15 protein-coding genes and 2 tRNA genes are annotated in these 18,316 nt (G+C 46.9%); 9 read left to right on the top strand and 8 right to left on the bottom strand.

Translation table 11 applies throughout. The annotated features are described in order from the left end of the window. The first annotated feature begins 903 nt into the window (after nt 1-903). Nucleotides 904-1,128, top strand: a complete 225-nt coding sequence (locus ACTS9Y_RS13785) for a DUF4160 domain-containing protein (RefSeq protein WP_442586494.1) — start codon at nt 904-906, stop codon at nt 1,126-1,128. A 1-nt stretch (nt 1,129) separates the two neighbouring features. On the opposite strand, the gene ACTS9Y_RS13780 is transcribed toward ACTS9Y_RS13785, so the two are convergent. Further along, entirely contained in the window at nt 1,130-1,468 is a 339-nt protein-coding gene (locus tag ACTS9Y_RS13780) for a hypothetical protein (RefSeq protein ID WP_442586493.1), read from the bottom strand. A 105-nt stretch (nt 1,469-1,573) separates the two neighbouring features. Between ACTS9Y_RS13780 and ACTS9Y_RS13775 the strand changes: the two genes are divergently transcribed. The 3 genes from ACTS9Y_RS13775 to ACTS9Y_RS13765 all read left to right on the top strand — a co-directional run bounded on the left by ACTS9Y_RS13775 (nt 1,574) and on the right by ACTS9Y_RS13765 (nt 3,022). After that, nucleotides 1,574-1,678 (top strand): hypothetical protein, encoded by a 105-nt coding sequence (locus ACTS9Y_RS13775; protein ID WP_442586955.1) that lies wholly within the window; start codon nt 1,574-1,576, stop codon nt 1,676-1,678. A gap of 69 nt (nt 1,679-1,747) precedes the next feature. Continuing rightward, on the top strand, nt 1,748-2,134 hold the full coding sequence (locus ACTS9Y_RS13770; protein ID WP_442586492.1) for a BLUF domain-containing protein: 387 nt from the start codon (nt 1,748-1,750) through the stop codon (nt 2,132-2,134). Between the two features lie 129 nt (nt 2,135-2,263). Next, the gene (locus tag ACTS9Y_RS13765) at nt 2,264-3,022 is read left to right on the top strand and encodes a hypothetical protein (protein WP_442586491.1); all 759 of its coding nucleotides are present in this window, start codon (nt 2,264-2,266) and stop codon (nt 3,020-3,022) included. A gap of 40 nt (nt 3,023-3,062) precedes the next feature. Here ACTS9Y_RS13765 and ACTS9Y_RS13760 read toward each other — a convergent pair whose 3' ends face one another. From ACTS9Y_RS13760 to queF, 7 genes are all read right to left on the bottom strand, one after another. Beyond that, a complete protein-coding gene (locus ACTS9Y_RS13760; protein ID WP_442586954.1) occupies nt 3,063-3,569 on the bottom strand; it encodes a recombinase family protein in 507 nt (168 codons plus the stop codon). Nucleotides 3,570-3,819: 250 nt separating this feature from the next. After that, complete coding sequence (locus tag ACTS9Y_RS13755; protein ID WP_442586490.1) at nt 3,820-4,239, bottom strand: DUF6232 family protein; 420 nt, start codon at nt 4,237-4,239, stop codon at nt 3,820-3,822. Between the two features lie 766 nt (nt 4,240-5,005). Continuing rightward, entirely contained in the window at nt 5,006-6,511 is a 1,506-nt protein-coding gene (locus tag ACTS9Y_RS13750) for an ATP-dependent nuclease (RefSeq protein WP_442586489.1), read from the bottom strand. Nucleotides 6,512-6,545: 34 nt separating this feature from the next. Further along, the gene (locus tag ACTS9Y_RS13745; RefSeq protein ID WP_442586488.1) at nt 6,546-8,099 is read right to left on the bottom strand and encodes a DUF6538 domain-containing protein; all 1,554 of its coding nucleotides are present in this window, start codon (nt 8,097-8,099) and stop codon (nt 6,546-6,548) included. 116 nt (nt 8,100-8,215) lie between these two features. After that, nucleotides 8,216-8,291: transfer RNA gene (locus tag ACTS9Y_RS13740), tRNA-Glu, on the bottom strand. An 88-nt stretch (nt 8,292-8,379) separates the two neighbouring features. Beyond that, nucleotides 8,380-8,455 (bottom strand) — tRNA-Ala (locus tag ACTS9Y_RS13735). 157 nt (nt 8,456-8,612) lie between these two features. Next, the gene (gene queF / locus ACTS9Y_RS13730; RefSeq protein WP_442586487.1) at nt 8,613-9,059 is read right to left on the bottom strand and encodes a preQ(1) synthase; all 447 of its coding nucleotides are present in this window, start codon (nt 9,057-9,059) and stop codon (nt 8,613-8,615) included. Nucleotides 9,060-9,139: 80 nt separating this feature from the next. On the opposite strand from queF, the gene smc reads away from it, so the two are divergent. From smc to ACTS9Y_RS13705, 5 genes are all read left to right on the top strand, one after another. Further along, the gene (smc, locus tag ACTS9Y_RS13725) at nt 9,140-12,649 is read left to right on the top strand and encodes a chromosome segregation protein SMC (protein WP_442586486.1); all 3,510 of its coding nucleotides are present in this window, start codon (nt 9,140-9,142) and stop codon (nt 12,647-12,649) included. 51 nt (nt 12,650-12,700) lie between these two features. Further along, the gene (locus ACTS9Y_RS13720; protein WP_442586485.1) at nt 12,701-14,140 is read left to right on the top strand and encodes a cell division protein ZipA C-terminal FtsZ-binding domain-containing protein; all 1,440 of its coding nucleotides are present in this window, start codon (nt 12,701-12,703) and stop codon (nt 14,138-14,140) included. A gap of 2 nt (nt 14,141-14,142) precedes the next feature. Further along, the gene (gene ligA, locus ACTS9Y_RS13715) at nt 14,143-16,209 is read left to right on the top strand and encodes an NAD-dependent DNA ligase LigA (protein WP_442586484.1); all 2,067 of its coding nucleotides are present in this window, start codon (nt 14,143-14,145) and stop codon (nt 16,207-16,209) included. A gap of 37 nt (nt 16,210-16,246) precedes the next feature. Beyond that, a complete protein-coding gene (locus ACTS9Y_RS13710; RefSeq protein ID WP_442586483.1) occupies nt 16,247-17,101 on the top strand; it encodes a hypothetical protein in 855 nt (284 codons plus the stop codon). Nucleotides 17,102-17,379: 278 nt separating this feature from the next. Beyond that, nucleotides 17,380-18,273 (top strand): DUF4394 domain-containing protein, encoded by an 894-nt coding sequence (locus ACTS9Y_RS13705; protein ID WP_442586482.1) that lies wholly within the window; start codon nt 17,380-17,382, stop codon nt 18,271-18,273. The last annotated feature ends 43 nt before the right edge of the window (nt 18,274-18,316 follow it).

Here is an 18,316-nt window from a genome sequence, read left to right as displayed (position 1 = left end):
TCTCCGAAGGTGGGCGTTTATCCCCTACAATTGAGATAACCACAAGAAAACAAAGGGAACCGGGATGCTCAAGATAATTAAAGATACAGCCAAAATTACACTGCTCATAGTGGTCGCGGTACTAGTCTTCGGGGCTGGGCATCTATACCAAAATTACGCCTGGTCTCAGATATTCAGCCTGTTCAAGTAAGGGTGTACAGTTGCCTCAGTTTTGAATTAAGCGGCTGGAGTAAAACTGAAATAGACCCCAGGCGTGACAGGCCGGTATTCTAGATTGCTGATATAGTCAGTTTAAATCTATTGAAACACAAAGAAGATCGGAAAACATAATGATAGGATGGCCGTTCAAAGGTTTATTCATAACAAGGATTGAGGCGGTAACCCATTTTGTTATAGGTACAGTTTTTTATGTACTGATACTTTTTCGTAAGGAGCTGTACTCTCTGGCGAGGGGTGTACCTGAGGATGAGATATTTTGGAATGGGTCGCCTGTATTTACTACAGCCCGCGCAACTATTGTGTATTTAATTTTCCTAATATTTTGGAGCTGGTCTGTATATGACAGCGCAAAGAACTACAGGAGAAAACAACAGAACCTCAAGATGCTACTTGAAGATCAAGCTGAATGGCGAAGGAGTGGGGGAGAGTTCTAAAGCAATTGCTGTACATTCAATTATGCAATCGAGCTATAACGCATTATTCTAAGCAGGTTGCGACAAAGGTATAAGCCAGCTTAAAGGAAGCCTTGAGTGTCCCTTTGCAGAAGCCATATAGGTTGAATAGATGGACGAGTCTTCATTCAAATCATTAAAGCGTCAGTTAGTCATAGCCACGTTGACTGGTTCATATCAAACCAGGGAGCAAGTCTATCAAAATCAAAGATACCCCCGCCTTAGAGTTTGCATGTACAAAGAGGACAATCACCAAAAGCCACACGTGCATGTGTACTGGAATGGGGACGAGGCGATCTCTCTGTGTATCAAAACTCAAGAGACACTTGCGGGTGAAATGGATAGCAAGTTTCTCAAGATTATCATTAAGTGGATTCAAGCTAATGAGCGAGCGCTGCTAGATGCTTGGGCGGTAATACAACAAGGTAAGAAACCGGAGGCCCTGTGGGAAGAATAACTTACTCTTGTACCACGTCTCTACGCTTAGCTGTGATGTAGTGGTCTTTAGTGCACTCAATAACTTCATTATTAAGAGTATCAGTCCCTAGGTCAGACATGCACGCTCTAACGTCTTTAGCTCTCACTAAGACCTTCACGGGCTCATCTAATCGCTTTTGTTCTGCTGTTGCTCTGTCTTGCTCTAGGCGTTGCTTTGAGAGTTCCTTGAACTCTTGTTGTCTTTGCTCAGCTCTATGGATTTGTTTGTCTGCAAAATCCTGTACAAGATTGATTCGTATTGCGTAGATTGCTACTGCTACTAAAGCAAAGAAGGCAATATTGATTAAGTATTTCTGCATCATTATTCTCGTTTGTTATAAGTTGCCAGTAAGGCTTATTGTAGCTGCTGTAAGGCACTTTAACTATGGGTCAATGGGATGCTTGGGTTGAGGTGAGATGGTGCGCTGTGGCTTGATTCTGAAGGTGTTCATCGGGGTTGGGTAATGAGGCGAGAGTTCAAGAGTCCTAACTTTGCGAGCTGGGAGGGGGTGCCTCAGGTGAGGGCTTAGTATTCTGTAAGGGTTCTAGAATTAAGGTGTACTATCGGCTAAGTAACTATCCGCAGTTAAGGAGTGGTGATGAAATTTGTTTTGTATACGAGCGTCTTAAACCAAGAGGATTATGACGTGATGGAAGTGCCAAACATTATCAAGACCGCTCGCGCTGAAAACAGTAAGAGTGAGATTTCAGGTGTATTGTTATTTGATGGCTTGAATTTCACTCAATACTTTGAAGGTGGGGCAGCAGCAGTAGATACCCTACTAGACAATATCCTACGTGATGTCCGTCATAAAAACATCTTTGTGGCACTCAATGGACGCCAGACAAGCAGACTGTATAGCAGCTGGGGAATGGGCTACATTGATACCAGCAACCAAGAAATTGATATGGCAGGATGTATTGCATCAGCCGACTTCTCAGCCAACACCTTCAAACAGAAGATTAGTCATCTGGACATACAGTAATTAATGGCTGAAGCCACCGCTTTAAATAGCCAATGGTAAGACCTCAGCCCCTCATCATATAATGTGCTGTAGGTCGTTCCTGAGCGTTTTCAGGCATAATGATTGGTGATTATTTACAGGTGCGAGAGCATGAACCCTGCCCAAAGATTACTTTCGATATATGACAAATTAGTCCAGCAACCAGATAACACTGAAACAGGTATTGCTTGGGCAAATACATTCTCAATAAATACCGAGTTAGATTTTGAAGATGATTTGGTTATAAGCCTTGTAGCATTGAGAGAACACATGCAATTTGTATGCAATCTTTTACCTAGTTTCGGCATTGAGAGTGAATTCGGTGAATCAGGTCTTACAAGATTCAAACAGTACGCATCACCAGCTATTATTCATGGTAACTTCATGGATATTAAAAGGTTTCTTTTAGAGTCCAAAAGTAGAGAAACTCTGAAGTGGGCATCCGCACTGCTAAGTAGCTTGGATGAAGAAGAGGCAAATGAACACGAGATTAACGAAATTTTAGAGGCAATCCGACTGCTTGAAATTGACATCATTTCGATAGAGATGTCTCCAAACTTGCGGCATTTTATTGTTGCTCAAATCAAAGCATTAAAAAAGTCAGTATTATCAGCCAGAATTAAAGGGGCTCAATCTTTAAGAAGTGCAGTCACTAGCTATACTGGTGAAGTCATTATTCATAGTGACCAACTCAACTCAGAATTAGCTGATGCCGAAGAAGAAGTTAAAGGGGTATTTTCTAAGTTAGGTGGGATTGTTGAACGGGTTGCCGAAACTGGTGATAAAGCGGATAAACTAATTAAACTAGCTCAATACGCAGACGCAGCGTACAAAGTAATTAAACCATATTTACTCCCGTTTCTTCCATGAAGCGCACCGCCTACCATCAAGACACCGATGAATATGTGCCTCATGCTTGCGTGTCCTGGGCTGGTGATGCTTCAGCGGCTCTTAAGTATTGATAAAGAGTCTCCCTGGAGATTCCATACTCCCTCGCTAAAGCGGCTCTATTCTTCTGTCCGTTGGCCTTATCCTTAGCCACCAGCTCAGCCGCTTGGTCGTCGCTCAAGGTCGGCTTTCGTCCCGCATAGACACCCTTAGTCTTGGCAATAGCAATCCCTTCGCGCTGCCTCTCTTTAATCAGTGACCGTTCAAACTCAGCAAAGGCACCCATGACCGACAGCATAAGCTTAGACATAGGTGAGTCTTCCCCTGTGAAGGTCATACTCTCTTTAACAAACTGTACAGCCACGCCTCTATCGGTCAGCTCTTTTACAATCGCTCTAAGGTCGTCCAGGTTCCGTGCCAGGCGATCCATTGAATGCACGATGAGAGTGTCCCCCTTACGGCAATGCTTTAGCGCCTCCTGTAGTTGTGGCCTAGCTGTATCTTTACCACTTGCTTGGTCGGTGTATATAACATCTAGGTTAAAGCTTTGGAGCTGTTCATCCTATCTGCTAGTGCTTTGGTCTAACGTTGATACACGGATATAGCCTACAAGCTGGCCTGTGTGCTTAGTGGTCATGAAGGTGTCTCCCTGAGTGAATGTGTCAGGATGAAGTCTAAGACCTTCTGGATTATGTGTCAACTAATTTAAATATTAATCCTAATCTGACACAATTAAAGGGATGTACTGACGTCAGGCTGAGGTACACCCTAAGATGACACTAGCTATTTAGAGAAGCTGAGTCAAAAGTACTATCGAAGCTTTGGGATTGTTCCCAGTGTTCAGTCATAGAAACTTCCAAAGCTCTCAAAATCTTATTGATGTAGAGAATGTCTTTGGATATAAGTACTGACTTTTCACCATCTGACGTTGTTAGGAATAGTGAATAAGCAGGGTCATGAGCAAAACGCATCAAAACGCCAGCTAGCAGAAGAAATCCCCCAACTACGAAGAGTGCTTCTTCTTCCACTAAAAGTAACAAGCCTAGGAGCATGAATAAAACACCGACGCTAGAAAGTGTATTCGATTCGGCTACCCTGAATGATTTTATGTCCTGCATAGGATAAGTCTTGCCGTGAATTACTAAAGCAGACTTACTGACTTGAACACCATTGTGATTGAAATGAAATGATTGTTTCATGGCTCAACCCTTTACCTTTTGAGTAGAGTAATTGATTAATTCGGGCAACATCTTAATGAGATGTATTCCCAACGAGTGATAATCATACGATAAATTTATTTAAATTTAAAGCTCATGAATTCAATAAGTAAAAAATTATCAATACTACCAATTTAAACTTAATGTACTTTCCCTAAGTGGAATGCAGATAATTGTTTACAAAAGGATTTATTAAGTGATAACTTAAATAAGCAATTAAACAAAACAATAATTGAAAGGGAATAAAAGTGTTATTTAAGTTTGGGAATTGGTTTGAATTAGATGTGGCTTTATCAGCATTATTCGTAAGTATCATTGGCTATGCTGTGCATGTACAACGATCACTAAGCACATTTAGAAGAGTTGATTTATACCGTGACGAAAGCGGGGGTGTTTATCTTGAAGTATTGGGATTGATGTTTGGATTCAGTAGGGAGGGAGTGTAGAGCTTAAGTTGAAACTGAAGTGTTATGAGGAGAGTGTCGAAGGAATAACAAGTAATCAATAATGAGCTTAATAGGCTAAGGGATATACCGAGGAAACCCCAGTGTGAGTGCGTCATATTGGGGTTTTTGCTATGTGTAGCTTCATGCGATCTTACCCCCTGTGTTGTTTGTTGGATTGTATCTACATTTACACGAGTTGATAACTAGAGGTGAACTGGAGTGTAACTGAAGGGGCTATGGGGGGTATTTACTGCTGGTGAGGCTACGATATACCCTGACGGAATTTTGTAGTAAATTTACGATTAAGTGCTTTTTAGCTGTGCTGCGATCACTTGCAAGTCTTCAATGATTTCCTTTGCGGATTCTTTAAGTGCGGCTTCAGCTCTTGTCCTGTCTTCATCAAGCCACGCTCTTACTCTATCTAGCAAAGCTTTCTTTGCTTCACGGCGTTCTTGTCCCTGTTTGCCTAAAGCTTCTTTAACATCTGCTTCAAAAACTTTGGGGTAATACTCCTCAAACTGATTCTCTGTATAGGTGGCGAATCTGTCAGCTTCCCATGTGGCGGCGTAACTATTTTTTAACTGTGCAACTATTTTCGTACCCTTCGCATCGCCATCTATACGCACCCACCCTTTATTTCTATAAGCTTCCTCTAAGTGTGTGAACCGCACCAGACGATTGAAGTCATTAAATGTAGGCTCTACTGCGTCCGCACCTCCCGTTGAGAGCGTTCTGACTCTAGTTAACTCTGGTACAAACCATGGGATTAAGTAATCTCTTATTATTCGCTCTGCCGAAGCTTCTTCGAGGATTAACCAGCCATCCCATAACTCGAAATCGGAAAATGAGTAACCGAGGTCATTAAGTACTGCCATTCTCGCTTCAACAGTTTGAGGTACTAGTTCAATGGTGGCTTTTGTTGGTAGGACATCTGGTTCAGTTTTTACATTGTAAAGTTTACTTCCCTCTACCGAGGCGAGGTGGCGTACAACAATATTTGAGTGAGTTGAGATCACAAACTGATTATGATTAGAGCTCTCTATAATTAAATCTAAAAGAGCCTTCAAAGCTTTGGGATGTAAGTCGTTTTCAGGTTCTTCTATTAAGAAAAGCTTCCCTCTTGATTCAGCGAGGCTTATTAATAGTGCAGCAATATTAGGAACGCCTTCGCCCATTTGTTCAATAGGTATTGTACTTCGATCTGGTAGGTATATACCTGGCTTTAGCCCTTGTTCACTAGGTACAGCACTTATTAGAAACCCCAATACAGCTTTGCATGTACTTACATATGCATCATGAGTGGGATAGCTTGGATTAGAAATTCGAGCTAGTTTTGCTGCAAGATATTGTAGATCATTAGCAATTGACAATGCGTACTCTTGCCTAACGTCTTGCGCGAATGATGCTGTCTTGCGTTTTGCGAGAAAAGGAACAACAAAGTGTACTGGCTCCTTATTCGGTACCTGTTCTGTATTTGAAGCGTTTTCACCTTGCGTGAGGGAAAATGATAGTTTACCTTTTCTATCATAATAAATAGAAAACTCTGCTGAACTCCATGGTTTATTTTTTAGTATCAAGTGACCGGATGGAATATCCTTTAAATAAATATTTACAGTGTATGCTTCATGTCCGGCACGAATGTCTTCGGGATTGATAGAGCCAGTCTGCAACAGGTGCAATGCCTTGATAATTGATGATTTCCCTGCATTATTTGCACCGACAAGAATATTCAAATTATTGAGTACTATTGCCTTAGGAGATGACTCAATAGACCTGAAACCTTTTATATTAAGGTGTGTAACACGCATATATGCTCACTTATTTGTTTTTATAATATATACACTATAAACGAAATAAATGGCTTAAATCCAAGCCTCTAAATTTCAGCTTCAGAATCTCTTCATACAAAGGCTCAAGCGGGTACTGGTTACTTCCGTAGCTTTTAAACTCTACTGTATTCGGGGTGTGCCCTTCAATAATCCTTCTAAGTTCCGATTGCATTTTAGACTTTCGGCCATGCTCTACGAAGGTATGCCTGAAGGCGTGAAAAGGCTGAGGGATTCTAGTGATGCCTAAGTCTTTCCTAACGTAGCTACTCCACCAGGCCGCCCACTTGTCCCCAAGTTTCCCTTGAGACCGTGTAGTTTTAAGCTCAGGGAATAACTGAGTGTGGCCTTCTCGTTTCATCCTGGCGACATACTCAAGAAAGCCCATGCGCACTAGATCAGGATGGATAGGTACACATCTTCGCTTACCGTCTTTAACGCTTCGGCCTGTGGCTGAATCCGGCTTGATAACTAGATATGGGATACCTTCATCTTCACCAATATCTTCAGTAAATAGTTGAGCGCCTTCGTTAACTCTGCAACCTGTGTACAGTCCAATCAGTGGAAGCCAGAAAGCTGCCTCTCCCTTAAACTTGGAGGGCCTAAAGCCTTCTTTGAATACAGACGAGTTGAATATAAGATTTAGCTCTTGAATAGAGTAGGGTGACTCTTCCTCCCTATCAGGCACATCAAGTTTCTTCATTCCCTGGCAAGGGTTGCTAGATAACTTGAAGTTGGCTACAGCAGTACTAAACATAGCTGCAAGTATCCCTCGGCTTTTGTTAATCGTAGCCGGTGCTGAGTCAGCCTCAAGCATCTTATCTTTAAGTGTTGCGATGTGTTGATTAGTGACCTCAGCGGGGCGGAGCTGGCCTACATACTCCCTGAATTTCCTAATAACTGTATTGGCATCGGCTGAGGCTGTACGCCCTTTACTAGATTGCATAAGCCAGTAATCACGCAGGTCTTCAAATGTATCAAGTTCGGAGAGCGCTTTAGACGCTGGAGCCTTTACAGCTTGAGGGCTAGGGGTCTCTATAACTTCCCCTTGATGTCTGAGTATTAGTTTCTGATTTGCTTGTACTGTGGCCTTCAGGAATGCATAGGAGAGGAGCTTATGAGCTGCGCTTCCTTTAGCAATCTTGAATCCGTGAGATTCACAGAAGTCTTCCATCTCAAATTCAATTAGGGATGTATTGCCCCTGGCTAGATCAGCTCTAGCTCCGGCATGAACTATGTTGAAGGTCTCATCAAGCTTTCTATAGTCTCTATCAGTTAACCCTTCAATCCGTACCTCTTCATCCTCTTCAAGAATGTGGGCCTCATACAGATTTGAAAGTGAGGTAATAACATCTTTAGATACTGTATGAAGTTCAGGGGCGGTCTTGCCATTGCGTACACGTTCAAATTCTTCATCAAGCTTAACTGAGTGAGAGCGTTGTAGGCGATCTGCTTCAGCACGATCACTGGTGTTTAAACTGTAGTTGAACTCTAGTTTCGGGGAGTAGTGCTGGAGAAGGTCTTTAGGGACTCTTCGACGGAAATAGTAGACACCATTTCTGAGATACATATGAATAGACTTGTACAAATGAAAAAACCTCGAGTGTAACAGTTATGTGTAACACTTGAGGTCGTATCTGTATGAATCTATTGATTATTTTTTCGAATCAACTACTTAGAAGTAGCTGGCGTCCCCACGGGGATTCGAACCCCGGTCGCCTCCGTGAAAGGGAGGTGTCCTAGGCCTCTAGACGATGGGGACCTAAGAAATTTTACAACGTGTGCAGTATACCATTGTTTCAAGAAATCGAAAAATATTTTTTACAAAAAACTCAATATTTTCAATCACTTGGTGGAGATAAGCGGGATCGAACCGCTGACCTCTTGCATGCCATGCAAGCGCTCTCCCAGCTGAGCTATACCCCCGAATCCTGGTACTGCATTTCTTCGCTTTGCGCTGCAAATCAAAGAAGGCGCCATATTAATGACGGGCACTTATCTTGTCAACGATTTTTCGCAGGATTATGGAAAAAACTGCGATTGCCGGTCATTCAGCGCCAGTGCTTCTTGAAAGACGCGCTTTTTAGCCGCGGATATTACTTTGTGCGCTGAACTGGGAAAGCTCTACGTACGGTTGTGGTTGCCAGCCAGTCGCGCGATGTTCAGCGACCACGTTGGTGAAAATGCCGCCGCGTACATAAAACTTGGCAGTGACGCGCATGAACTTGGGATCAATGGCGCTGACCAGGTCATCTAGGATCTGGTTGGTCACCGCTTCGTGGAAACAGCCTTCATCGCGGAATGCCCACATATAGAGTTTCAGGCTCTTTAATTCCACACACAGTTTGTTAGGAATATAGTCCAAGTAAATCACCGCAAAATCCGGCTGGCCGGTTTTCGGGCACAGGCAGGTGAATTCCGGAATTTCCATATGAATATGAAAATCGCGGGTTGGATTTGGATTGTCAAAAGTTTCCAGGGTCTTGGCGGGTGCAGCCGTTGGTTTGCCACCGAGTAAATGTTCGTTCATTGCAGGCTATGTTTCTTGATAAAAGTGGGTATTATAACGCTTAAGCAATCATTCAAATTCTTATAAGCGTTTTTCTTACTTTGCGTCTCACTCATCTAAAACTTGCTGGTTTCAAGTCTTTTGTCGATCCGACTACCATTCATTTGCACGGGCAGCGTGTGGGCGTGGTCGGGCCGAACGGCTGTGGCAAGTCCAATGTGATGGAGTCGGTGCGTTGGGTGCTGGGAGAATCTTCCGCCAGGGAAATGCGTGCCGATGCCATGGATGCCGTGATTTTTAATGGTTCTGGCAATCGCAAACCTATTTCACGTGCCAGTGTGGAACTGGTATTTGATAACAGCTTGGGCGGGGCCAGCGGCGAGTGGAATCAATACGCTGAAATCTCGGTCAAGCGCGTGATTGAGCGAGATAAAGGCTCTACTTACTATATCAACAATACTGCGGTGCGCCGCCGGGATGTGGCTGATCTGTTCCTGGGTACTGGCCTGGGTGGTCGCGCCTATGCCATTATTGGCCAGAATACGATTTCGCGCATTGTAGAGGCCAGGCCGGAAGAGCTACGGGTATTTCTGGAAGAAGCGGCAGGCATCAGCAAATATAAAGAGCGTCGTCGCGAGACGGAATTACGCTTACGCGATACGCGCGAAAATCTGGAGCGGGTAGAGGATATCTCGCGTGAGATGAACAAGCAGATCATCAAGCTGGAAGCGCAGGCCGTCGTCACGCAAAAGTTTCATGCCTTGCAGGAATCGCACAAACTCGCTGAGGCGCAATGGTGGTGGCTACGCAAACGCGATGCGGTGCTGGAGCATGAAGCCGCCTCGCAGGCGGTTGAGCAGGCGGTCAATGCGCTGGAAGCGCAAATGGCCAATTTACGCAGCAATGAGCTGCAACTTGAGCAATCGCGCCAGCAGCACCAGGAGGCCTCTGGCCAATTACATACGGCGCAGGCGGCTTTTTACGAGGCGAATTCACAGGTCTCTAATCTCGGGTTGCAGGTTAAGCAATCTGAAGAGGCACGTGATCGCCTGTTGCAGGAGCAACAGCAACTACAAAGGCAGATGGAGCACAGGGCGCAACAGCAACAACAATTACAGACGCAATTAGCTGACAAAACGGCTGCCCTGGCAATGGCTGAAGGTTCAGTCGCGCAGCATGCGCTCAATCTGCAAACCATGCAGCAGGATTTACCAGCGCAATCAGCGCAACTGCAAGCAGTACAACAAACCGCCAACCAGGCACAGCAGGCCGTGCAACAGAGCCGCCAGCAAATGCAACTGGAACAGAATAACGCCAACTTTATCCAGCGCAACCTGGCTGAAGTAGGGCAACGACTGCAGCAATTGCAACATGAGTTAGGGCAGTGGGCACTGCCGGATACGCAGGCTTTAGGGCAACTTCAACAAACACTGATAGAACAGCAGTCTGCCTTACAATATGAAGAAAAGCAGCTGGCACAGTGTCGTGCAGACGAAAACACTCAGCAGCAGGCGTTGCAGCAGGCTCGCAGTGATTGGCAACAGGCCCAGCGCGCGTTGCATCAATTGGAGGCTGAGATCCAGTCATTGCAAAAATTGCAGCAAAGTATGAAGCAGGACCAGCAATTAGGGCCATGGCTGCAGAAAACAGGGCTGCAATCGGCGCCGCGTCTATGGCAAGCCATTCAGGTAGATGCCGAATGGCAAGCGGCATTGGAGGCATTCCTGGGCAGTAAGCTAAACGCCTTATTGCCCGCAAACCTGCCGGATTGGTCGCAACTGCCACATCCACAGGCAGCGTTGGCGATTGCCAGGGCAGGGTCAGCCGCCGAGACACCACCAGAACAATGGCAGGGCTTAACCAGCCTGTTCAGTTTATTGACGATCAAGCAGCCTGAAGTGGCTGCGGCATTGCAGTATTGGCTGGCTGGCGTATATGTGCTGGATGATATACAGCAGCTTGCGCATTATCAGCCTCAGTTAACCGCTGGCCTGAGTCTGCTGACTAAAAGTGGGGATGTTTACCAACGATATAGTGCGGTATTTCATGGCCGCCAGAACCAGATGCAAGGGGTGCTTGAGCGGCAGCAGCAGTTAGACCAGCTACAATCAGGCCTGGGCCAGGCGCAGCAAGCCGTGACGCTCACCCAGCAACAGGCACAATCATTAGAATCCGCGCTGCAAAATACGCGTCAGTTACAACAGCAAAGCCATCTGCACATTAAAGAATTGACCTCAGGCACGCATGATACACAGATGCAGATATCACGCTTGCAGCAGGCGCACGATAATGCAGTGCGTCGTCAGGCGGGGTTGCAGGGTGAAATCACGCAGGCCGAAAGTCGCCAAAACGGTTTAAATGCAGAAAGCATAGCAGCGCTAGCTAGCATCACCCATCATCAAGCGCAATTTTCCGGCCTGGAGCAAACGGCACGTGACACGCAAGCGCAAAAGCAACAGGCAGAACAGGCGTATTTCAATTTACGTGATACCGTGCAGCAGGCTGAAAAAGCGCATCAGACACAAGTGTTTGAGCAGACATTGCTCACAAATGCCGTCAACGATTTGCAGCAACGACTCACCAATAATGAGCAGGAAAGCCAGAACTTGCAACATCGCCTGCTCGAGACTGAGCAAACACTGGCGATCAGCAATATGGAAACGCTCAAGGCGAATCTGGCACACGCTTTAACCCAACAGCATGACTGCGAACAGGCGCTTGCGCTGGCGAGAAACCAGCTTGCCGAACAGGAAAGCGTCTTGCAAACACAAGAGCGAAACCGCATGCAGGTAGAGCAGCAGTTACACCCCTTAAGAGATGCCGTAGAGCAGCGACGCCTTAAACAGCAGGAATGCCGCTTGCAAGTAGAGCAATGCCAGGCGGCACTGGCAGACGCCGGACTGGAGGAAGCTGTTATCCAGCAAGGGTTGTCTTTGGAAAGTAAAGTGCAGGTGCTGGCTCAAACCACACAAAAACTGCAATTGCAGATGCAACAGTTAGGGCCGGTCAATATGGCGGCCATTGAAGAGTTATCGGTTGAAAAAGAGCGTAAGGGCTATCTGGATAGCCAGCTGAAGGATTTGCTGACCGCCAGTGAAACACTGGAAGAGGCGATCCAGAAGATAGACCGTGAGACACGTGGCAAGCTGCGGGCGACGTTTGAAGAGGCCAATCGTAATTTTGGCGAGTTGTTCCAAACCTTATTCAATGGCGGGCAGGCCAAGCTGGAACTGCTGGGGGATGAGATCCTGGATACGGGTGTGCAGGTGTTTGCACAACCACCCGGCAAGAAGAACACCACCATACAATTGCTTTCTGGCGGTGAAAAAGCCTTGACGGCGATGGCACTGGTATTTGCGCTGTTCCGCCTGAATCCGGCGCCATTCTGCTTGATGGATGAAGTCGATGCGCCGTTGGATGACAGCAATACCGAGCGTTTTTGCCAGTTGGTACGGGTGATGTCAGAAAAAACACAATTTTTGTTTGTTTCGCACAACAAAATCACAATGGAAATGTCTCAACAACTAATAGGCGTTACCATGCAGGAATCCGGCGTGTCGCGGATTGTAGATGTTGATATTGATGAGGCGATACGCATGCATGCGGCGTAATGCGTGTTTTGTTGTATCATATCGCGGAGTTTTAAGGGATAGTAACCATACATGTCTGATTTGTGGATGATTTTGGTATTGCTGGGGCTCAGCATTGTACTGGCAGTGGTAGTTTTTAACTGGTGGCAAGAAAAAAAGTACCGTAAAGATGTGGAATATCGCTTCAGCCATACGCGTACAGATGTACTCGACGGTGAAGTTGCTAGCGGCCAAAAGACGGATACTGCCCAAAAAACATCAGGCGCTGGCAACAATGCCGTGCCTGAAGATGTAGAAGGCTGGATGTCGGAGCCTCGTGTCCGTCAGTCAGCAAAATTCGAACCAGAATTCACAGTCGGGGATGGTCAAAAAAACAAACCAACGACTACGCAAAACCCGGCCAGCATTCCCCAGAATAAACCAGCCAATGACACACGCCCTGTAGTAGCTAAAAATCAACCTGCTCCGTTCAAGGCCGACCTCAAACAAGAACCATCCATTTCTGCGTTACAGCAACAAGCCGCGCAAGAAACCCCAAATAGTTTATCTGAATCACAATCGCCAGCATTTGACCAGCAAGCACCAGCTTATCCTGAAATGTTGCATGATGAAGCTGAATCAGCACCTTTGGCTGTGAATACGCCAGAAGATGAAGCTGTTACAGCGGTCACATTACCCCCGGTATTGCACACGGCAATGGATTGGGTAGGTGTGATTGATGCGCCGTTAGGCGTGATGCTGGTTGAACTGGAAGATTTGCAGGCAGAGGCAAGGACATTCCCGCATCACGCAACGTTGTGGGGGCAAAGTACTTCAGCCGCTAGCTGGCTGGATGTGCTGGCAATGGATGCCGCTGCGATGCAGAATAAAGTACCGCTCAGCCAGGTGGTGTGCAGCTTGCAACTGGCTGACCGCGGTGGCCCGGTAGATCAGGAAACCCTGAAGCGTTTCCAAAAGTCTATGGAAACGCTGACGCGCGCACTGGGGCTGACGATACACTGGCAAGGCGGCTATGAGCCATCACAGCAAGCGCAGGCCATTGATACTTTCTGTATCGAGGTCGATAAAGCCGTCGAATTTCATGTGCTGGCGAATCAAGGTATGTTTCATGCCACCAAGCTACGCGGTTTAGCCGAAGCCTGCGGCATGCAACTCAGTGCCGAAGGTCGCTTTGAGCTGTTCAATAACGAAGGCGAACTGGAATTTTCGGTGCGTAATTATGAAGGTAAACCTTTCTCTGGCGAGATGCTAAAAACTGCCGTGATGACAGGCATGACATTCCAGCTGGATATTCCTACCACTTCTGACAGCTTGCAGGTGTTTGACCGCATGGTAGAACTGGCGCGCAATATGTCGGGCAGCCTGACAGCTAGCCTGATTGATGTGAATCGCAAGCCGATTGGTGATCCGCAACTCGATAAGATCCGTCAGCAGTTAAAAAATATTTCTAATGCCATGGCAGCGCAGGGGATAGCTCCCGGTAGCAGCCATGCCAAACGCCTGTTCTCTTAATCATGTCTGCCAATGAGGCTGCGCTGGTTTTACAACAGCTCAAGCAGCGTATCGCCGAGTACGACTACCACTATTACGTACTTGATGCACCCCTGGTCAGTGACAATGAATATGATGGGGTTTACCGTGAACTGGTACAGATTGAGCAACAATATCCTGAACTCATCACTGTAGATTCCCCCAGCCAGCGTGTTGGCGGGCTAGCCTCAGCCGCTTTTGAGAGCGTGCAGCACCGGCAAGCCATGCTTTCACTAAATAATGCGTTTAGCGAACAAGAGCTGGAAGCCTTTGACCGCCGTGTGCGCGAAGCCACGGATGAAACCGTGGTTGAGTATGCGGTAGAGCCAAAATTCGATGGCCTGGCGATTACCCTGACCTATGAGCATGGCGTATTTGTGCAAGGCGCGACGCGTGGCGATGGCTACACCGGTGAGAATGTCACCCATAACCTGAAAACCATACGCGCCATACCCACCCGGCTGACATCAGCACAGCCACCGGCTTTACTCGAAGTGCGTGGCGAAGTGCTGATGCTGAAAAAAGACTTTGAAAAACTAAATCAGCAACAAGCCGCCGTCGGTGGAAAATTATTTGCCAACCCGCGCAACGCGGCCGCAGGTAGTCTTCGTCAGCTGGATTCCAATATCACCGCAAAACGCCCACTGCACTTTTTTGCCTATGGCCTGGGGGCGAGCGAAGGTATTCCTGATCTGCAATCGCATGCTGAAGCCATGCAATACCTGGCGGATTTACGCTTTCCGGTCACATCGTTGCGCACAGTCAAAACAGGGGCGCAGGGGTTGCGTGATTATTATGCAGAGATTGGTACGCAACGCAGCAGCCTGCCGTTTGACATTGATGGTGTGGTGTACAAGGTCAATGATTTTGACTTACAGCGCACACTGGGGTTCGTCTCACGCGCGCCGCGTTGGGCTATCGCACACAAGTTTGCAGCAGAGGAGGCGGTGACGCTGGTGGAAGATATTACTGTGCAGGTAGGCCGCACAGGTGCGATTACGCCAGTTGCCAGGCTGAAGCCGGTGTTTGTGGGTGGCGTTACCGTCACCAATGCCACGCTGCATAACGAGGATGAATTACGCCGCAAAGATATCCATATTGGCGATACAGTGATTGTCAGGCGGGCAGGGGATGTGATTCCTGAGGTTGTCTCGGCCAAACCGGAGCTGCGGCCAGCCGATGCACGTGCCTTTATCATGCCAACCACTTGCCCTGAGTGCGGTTCGCATGTGGTGCGCCTGCAGGATGAAGCTATCGCGCGTTGTACGGGTGGGTTGATCTGCCCGGCACAGCGTAAGCAGGCGGTGACGCATTTTGCTTCGCGTCGCGCGATGGATATTGAAGGCCTGGGTGAAAAACTGGTGGATCAGCTGGTAGCGCGTAACCTGGTCAACCATCTGGATGATGTTTACCGTCTTGACCTGCCCATGTTGTCCGGCCTGGACCGGATGGCGGAAAAATCAGCACAGAATGTGCTGGATGCGATTAATAAGAGCAAGCAAGCGAGTTTGCCGCGTTTTATTTACGCACTGGGCATCCGCAATGTGGGTGAGGCAACGGCCAAAGACCTGGCGCAGCATTATGGCGACCTGGACACATTGATGCAGGCCGATATTGAAAGCTTGATGCAGGTGAATGACGTGGGCCCTATCGTGGCCGATGCCGTCTATCAGTTTTTCCTGGAGCCACGCAACCGCGAGGTGATTGCCGCCATGCGTGAATTAGGCGTGCATTGGGCAGATATTCCCAGAAAAATTCAATCGGCTGCGTTTGCAGGCAAAACGTTCGTACTGACCGGTACCTTGCCGACGCTGAAACGCGATCAGGCGCAAGCCATGATAGAAGCGGTGGGCGGTAAAGTGAGTGGCAGTGTTTCAGCGAAAACCAGTTATGTGGTCGCTGGGGCAGAAGCAGGCAGCAAGCTGGAAAAAGCACAGCAATTAAACGTCGCTATTCTGGATGAATCTGCGTTACTGGCGATGCTGCAATCATCGCCTGCAGCTCCTGAAAGCACTATTGAAAACACTGAAAAACAACCGGATCTATTTTGAAATGTATTCAAAATTTACTTTAATAGTATTATTTAATATGTTGATTTTAAATAATGTATTAGCAAGAGATGCGACGCTTGATGCTTGTGATGCTGCTGTATACAGGCAACAATATGTGCAAGCGATTAAAATTGCCGAGCAGCATGCAAACCAGCCGGAGTTCTGGTTATGCAAAGGCCGTGCGCAAGCGGCTTTAACCCAACAAGCGGGCGCAGAAGAAAGCTTTAAACAAGCCATTGCGCTCAAGCCGCAAGGCCTGGATCTGGTTTCTGCCTATATGTTACTTGGCCATGCGCAACAGGCCTCTAAAAATACGGCAGGCGCGCTTGAGAGCTATCAGCAGGCCTTGAAATCGAGTGAACAGCAAAATATGCGTCGTTATGTGCGTATTGCGCATACTCTGATCGGTGAGGCCTACTATGGCAATAGCCAGTATGCCGAAGCGCTGCAGGCTTTTCAGTCAGGTGAGAAACTGGCTTTAAATGATGATGAGCGTGCAGATAGCTATGTGCATGAAGCCTTGGCTTACCAACAATTACAGCAATTTGACCATGCCATCGAATACCAGTTAAAAGGCGTGATGATGTTGCGTAAATCTGCAGCACCAGAACAATACGCTGAAGCTAGCCTAGAGCTGGCCAAACTTTTTGTCGCGAAAAAAGACTTTGTCGGTGCCGAAAGAACTTATCAACGCCTGATGGAATATGCGCAAGAAAATGGCGGCAGCTTTTATGAAGCCAAAACCGCCATCCACTGGGCTGAGGTCAAACGCGCGCAGGGAGATGCAGCTGGCGCCGAAACATTGCTGGCCCAGGCAGAGAATATCAGCCGCAAAATCCAGGATGATGAATTAACGGATCTGTTGGCCCAAGCCCGTGCGGCAAAACCATAATCATCCTTTAAACCCAGCAGTTACTATCCTCTGTCGATCAAAACGAGTGGCACTGATATTCCGGCTGCCGCTTATTTTTTAAATACGCCTATGCAGTAAATACACCTGGTTAACTGTCTTACCGGCCAGCTTTTCTCGTTACTAAATGCATTGATATTTAATAATTACCACCGCAATAGTGGTTGAGAATAATTATTAACTTAATAATTATTTATCGTGATATAGTTTATCGGGGTGTCTCAGAATTTTATATAAAAATGATTTATGAGAGGTTAACCATGGATATTCGCTTTGTTCACAAGGCAATGCTTGCGACGGTCATGCTGGCTGGTGCTTTCCAGGCAACTGCTGACACGCTATACACGTTTAATAGTAATCAACTGGCAGTCATAGATACCCTTAATCTAGGGGCTGTTTCCTATATCAACATTTCTGGTTTGTCCCAGGGTGAACGCTTGCTAGGGGTGGATCTGCGACCAACTGACGGCCTGGTATACGGTGTCACTAGCGCCAATAATCTGTATACCTTCAATACCACCACCGGCGCTGCAACGCTGAAAACCAGTTTGAGTGGCGCATCATTAGCTAATCAATCTGTTGGCATAGACTTCAATCCTTCAGCCGATTTTGCTGGTAATGCCTCATTGCGTGTCGTGACTGGGGCAGGGAATAACTATGCCGTGAATGCAGATACTGGCGTCATAGGCAACACAACCAATAACATCGGCAATGGCTACACTGCGGTGGCTTATACCAACTCTAATCCCGGTGTAAGCCCCGGTTCAGGCGATACGACTGATTTGTATTACATCAATACGACCAGCAATAGCCTGCATTTCCTGAATACCGGTTTTAACAGCCCGGCCACTAATGGCGGGATTCAGACAGTAGGGTCACTGGGGGTGAGTCCTTTATTTGCCAATGGCTTTGATATCCTGGGTAACGGTAAAGCCTATGCACTGCTGAATTTTAACGACGGCACCCTGGATTCACAGTTGTTTTCTATCAATCTGAGTAATGGCTCAGCGACATATGTCACCACACTGAATGGCACCTTCAATGGCCTGGCAGGTGTGGCTGCTGTGCCTGAGCCAGCAACCTATGCCATGCTACTGGCTGGCCTGGGGATGATTGTAGGCATTGCATTGAGAAAATCCAGCCAGCGCGGTTAAACTGCTGGTAAGCTTAAAGGGCTAAAGTCTATCTCTGACTTTA

The sequence above is a fragment of the Methylophilus sp. genome, from assembly GCF_052173275.1.
GTDB lineage: Bacteria > Pseudomonadota > Gammaproteobacteria > Burkholderiales > Methylophilaceae > Methylophilus.
The sequence above is the reverse complement of the archived record's forward strand: the minus strand, read 5'-3'. Positions and strand labels throughout refer to the sequence as shown.